Raw genomic sequence first — 4,173 nt, 5'->3', positions numbered from 1 at the left:
AGCGAGGCCCGCAGCCGGCCCATCGCGGCGATCGCGCTGGGCCCGGACCCCGTCACCGAGCCGACCGCGAGGCCGAGCGCGGCGTCGGGCAGCGGCAGGGCGTCGTACCAGTCGCCGCCGCCGCGCGGTCCGGTGCGGTGCCGGGCGGCGAGCTGGACACCGGCGACACGGGGCAGCCGGGAGGGCAGCAGTTCCTCGGCGATGGTCGCCATGGACACACGGGTCCGCTCGACCTCGACGAGCCGCGCCAGGTGCTCGGCGGCGTAGCGCGCGTACAGCCCGACGAGGTGCCGCTGCCGCTCGGCCGGTTCGGCGGGCTCGTCGTACAGCCAGACGACGGCGCCGAGACGGCCCGCGGCGTCGGTGGACAGGGGGAGCGCGTAGCTGGCGGCGTATCCGAGCCGGGCGGCGACCTCGCGGTGGCGGGGATCGAGCCCGTCCTCGGCGAACAGGTCGGGTTGCGTGATCTCGCCGTCGCCGCCGGGCAGTCCGTCGAGGATGCGGCCGTACGGCAGGGAGCTGCGCGGCACGGTCTCCATGTGGCCGAGGTCGGCGCGGCCGAGGCCGAGACCGATGGTCGTGTCGGGCCCGAGTCCGTCGCGCGGTTCCAGGACGACGAGGCCGCGCCGGGCGCCGACCAGGGCGGCTCCCGCGCTCAGCGCCTCCTGAAGGGCGCCGTCGAGCGCGTCCGTGCGTGCCAGGCGTTCGGTGAGTTCGTGCAGGGTCGTGAGGTCCGAGACCCAGCCGGCGAGCCGGTCCTGGAGGACGGCCCCGGGGGGTGTGCCCGCTCCTGTGGCGGGAGTGGCCGACGAGGCGCCCGGGGCGGCAGGCGCGGGCGCGACAGTGTGTGCGGGAGAGGGAACCGTGGAATCGATTCCGGCCACTTTCGGAGGGTGAGGGGCGTTCATGGTGTCCGGCTTTCCGACCGGTGCGTATTGCTCAAAAGCATCGCAAACCCCCATGTCATTCTGCGCCGCTAGCAGTGTCTCCACATGTACACGCACTCGTGAGGGGATGTCCAGCATTGTCCTGCTGGGATATGTGGTGTCCGCGTGGCCCTGTTGGACTTGTGTCGGGTTACTGTCCAGTCCTTTGGAAAAAACAAAGTTGGCTTAAAAGTGTTGTGGTGAACGGTGTATTGAGGTCGACTGGCCTTGTTCAACAGAGCGTCACAGCGGTCGTGATGGGTACGTACTCGGTGAAGGCCAGGGGTGGCGTCAGTCATCCGGAACCTGGCGACGGAACCGGGCGTCCTATCCACCGACGACCGAGCCCCATCCTCCCGTGGCGGAGGCGGCGAGCAAACGCCGGACGGCAAAACGCCAGGCGTCGCCACCCCCACGCCACGCCATGCTTTGGACAGACTGCAAGTCAGCGCAAGCGATGGACGCGGACGTAGCCGAGCCAGGCCCGCAGGGGTTCCCCTTGTCCGCGACAGGGGTGTGATGCGCCAGCAGGTACGCACAGTGAAGTGAACGACACATGTTGTGAGTGACCCCACGGTGTTGCCATGCGTGCAACGGAAAGGACGAGCGCTCATGCGCGAGATCCCCGGAAGGCGACGCAGGCTCCTGTCCAAGCGCAACGGCGGGAGGCCCGAGCTGCTCGAGCAGGCCCTGACGTTCGCGAGGGAATGGCAGTGGCCCGTACTCCCGGGCGTGGCGCCGGACCCGCAGGGGCGCGCCCGTTGCGCCTGCCCGGACCCGGAGTGCGTGGTGCCCGGCGCTCACCCGTTCGATCCCGGTCTGCTCGCCGCCACCACTGACGAGCGCATGGTCCGCTGGTGGTGGACCAACCGGCCCACGGCTCCCATCGTCCTGGCCACCGGGGGCAGCGCGCCGTGCGCGGTCAGCCTGCCGGCCCTCGCCGCCGCACGGGCTCTCGCCGCGTTGGACCGCGGCGGGATGCGCCTCGGCCCGGTCGTCGCCGCCCCGCACCGCTGGTCGATCCTCGTCGCCCCGTATTCGATGGAGCAGCTGGGCGAACTGCTCTACGCCAAGGACTTCGTCCCCGGCTCGCTCCGCTTCCACGGCGAGGGCGGCTACATCGCACTGCCGCCGTCCGAGGCGGGCCACGGCCGGATCCGCTGGGAGCGCGCGCCGCTGCCCGGCTCCGCGGCCCCCTGGGTGCCCGACGTCGAGGCCGTCGTGGACGCGGTCGTCGACGCCCTCACTCGTACGGGTGTGAGCGCCCCCGAGTTCTGAGCCCGCCCGGCGCGCGCTCGGTCGGGCGCCCCGGTGGGTCGTTATCTTCCGCTCATGCAGCGTCTTCCCGGGGGCCTCGGGGCCCCGTCGCCGCGTGGTCGGCACAGTGCGCCCTCACCCCGGACCCATCGAGCGACCGGAGTGGTGCGCGGTGGTCCGGACGCGCGCGGGCTCCGGCTCCTCGGGCTGACGGCCGCGGCGGCGTGCACCCTCACCCTGCCGCTCGTGGCGTCGGCGGTCCCTCTGACCGACGCCGGCGACACCGTCGCGCGCCGGGCTGCCGGACAACTCGACGGCGCGAGTGCGGAGCGACTCTCCGCCGATGCCCTCGGAGCCGCTGAAGTCGCCGATGCCGGTGAAGTCGGCGGACGCGCGGGGGCCAGGCACTCCGGGGGCGGGTCCGCGGGGAGGCCGGCGGCCGGGCCCGGCGACGGACCCGACGATGAGGCGTCGGACGGCAAGGCGCACGACGCCCCCGGGGACGCGGAGGCGTCCCGCTCGCACATGCTGCTCGGTCTCGGGCTCGCCACGGCCGCCCGCTGCGGTCCCGAACTCACCTCACCCGACGGCATCGAGGCCCAGACCTGCGTCCTCACCCAGGGTGAGGAGAGCTGGGCGCGAGCGTACTACCGCAACGCGACCGGACGGGAGCTGAGTTCGGTCCTCAGCATGATGGGCCCCGGCGGCCGAAGTGTGCGCATGCACTGCGCCGTGGGGGCGGAGGACGAGCCGGGGGCGTGTGAGACACCGAGGGAGCGCACCGAGGGTGAGCCGGGCGAGTACACGGCTGTGACCGAGTTCGCGGAAGCCGACGGAAGTGGGCCGCTGCTCCTGCGTTCCGGAAGCAACTCCGGTCGCTTTCAAGGGCGTTGACTGCGGCTGCGGATCCGTGCAGTGCGGCCGCTCGCGGGCCCGGACATGAAAAGACCCGGTTGCTGGCGACGGGGGATGCACCAGCAACCGGGCTGATGGAACCGTAACAAGAGATCGGCGCTTCGCAAATTCGATCTCGGCTATTCGGACACGAATTTGCCTGTCACGTAGGGGAGTTGTGACAGGAGTCACCACAAACGCAGGGTCAGCGCCGGCCGGTGGACGACCGGCCGGCGCTCCCCGCGTCAGCTGAGCGTGACCTGCCGGTTGGTGAGTCCACCGCGGGCCCGACGCTCGTCCGGGGTCAGCGGAGACTCCTCCGCCAGGGCCGCGGCGAGCCGCTCGGCGAACTCCGCGGCCGGCTTCTCGATGTCGTCCGCGCCGACCCCGGTGGGGAGATCCCACACGGGCACCGTGAGCCCGTGAGCACGGAAGGAGCCCACGAGACGGGTGCCCTCGCCGAGGCTGGAGCCGCCCGCCGCGTGCAGCCGCGCCAGAGCGTCCAGAAGACGCTCCTCCGGGTGCGGCATGACCCAGCGCAGATGGTTCTTGTCGGGGGTCTCGCACCAGTAGGCCGCGTCGACGCCGGAGAGCTTCACGGTCGGGATCGCCGCGGAGTTGGCCCGCTCCAGGGAGGCGGTGACCTCCGGGGTGGCGTTCTCCGTGTCGGGGACCCAGAACTCGAAGCCCGTGTGCACAACTGGCTCGAACTCACCTTCGGGGTCGAGCAGGTCCTGCAGCCGCGGCCCGTCGGCCGGGGCGCGCCGGCCCTGGACGGGGGTGCCCGGCTCGGCGGCGAGGGCGCGCTGGAGGGTGTCGGCGAGGTCGCGGCTGATGTCGCCCGACGCCGTGTCGTTCTGCAGGCCGATCAGCACCGAGCCGTCGTCGCGGCGCAGCGCGGGCCACGCCATCGGCAGGACCGTGGCGAGCGTGACCGACGGGACGCCCTCGGGGAGCGCCTCGCGCAGCTTCAGTTCGACGGTGGCGGCGGGGACCAGCTCGCGCAGCGCCACCCAGTCGCACTCGCCGGGCAGGCCCTCGAACGGGCGCTGCACCAGCTCGGTCACGGCCTGCGCGGCGAGTGCGACTGGGTGGC

Annotated in this window: 4 protein-coding genes; 2 read left to right on the top strand and 2 right to left on the bottom strand. The window is 72.4% G+C overall.

Going from position 1 to position 4,173, the window contains the following annotated elements:
- Positions 1–1,025, bottom strand: a 1,025-nt coding sequence (locus AOK15_RS40440; RefSeq protein ID WP_420877038.1) for a PP2C family protein-serine/threonine phosphatase, incomplete at its 3' end; no start/stop codon positions are given.
- Between the two features lie 513 nt (positions 1,026–1,538).
- Here AOK15_RS40440 and AOK15_RS40435 point away from each other — a divergent pair.
- A complete protein-coding gene (locus AOK15_RS40435) occupies positions 1,539–2,204 on the top strand; it encodes a bifunctional DNA primase/polymerase (RefSeq protein WP_055524150.1) in 666 nt (221 codons plus the stop codon).
- 144 nt (positions 2,205–2,348) lie between these two features.
- Positions 2,349–3,077: a hypothetical protein gene (locus AOK15_RS40430; protein ID WP_055524152.1), complete on the top strand. Its 729-nt coding sequence runs from the start codon at positions 2,349–2,351 to the stop codon at positions 3,075–3,077.
- 245 nt (positions 3,078–3,322) lie between these two features.
- On the opposite strand, the gene AOK15_RS40425 is transcribed toward AOK15_RS40430, so the two are convergent.
- A partial coding sequence (locus tag AOK15_RS40425) for a DUF5926 family protein (protein WP_055524147.1) occupies positions 3,323–4,173 on the bottom strand: 851 nt, incomplete at its 5' end.

Origin of the sequence: Streptomyces ossamyceticus, from assembly GCF_001418475.1 — a bacterium.
In the GTDB taxonomy this organism is placed as follows: Bacteria; Actinomycetota; Actinomycetes; order Streptomycetales; family Streptomycetaceae; genus Streptomyces; species Streptomyces ossamyceticus.
The sequence above is the reverse complement of the archived record's forward strand: the minus strand, read 5'-3'. Positions and strand labels throughout refer to the sequence as shown.

Coding starts and splice junctions, on each gene's coding strand:
- AOK15_RS40435 (WP_055524150.1), top strand. CDS start 1,539: ATGCGCGAGATCCCCGGAAGGCGACGCAGGCTCCTGTCCAAGCGCAAC.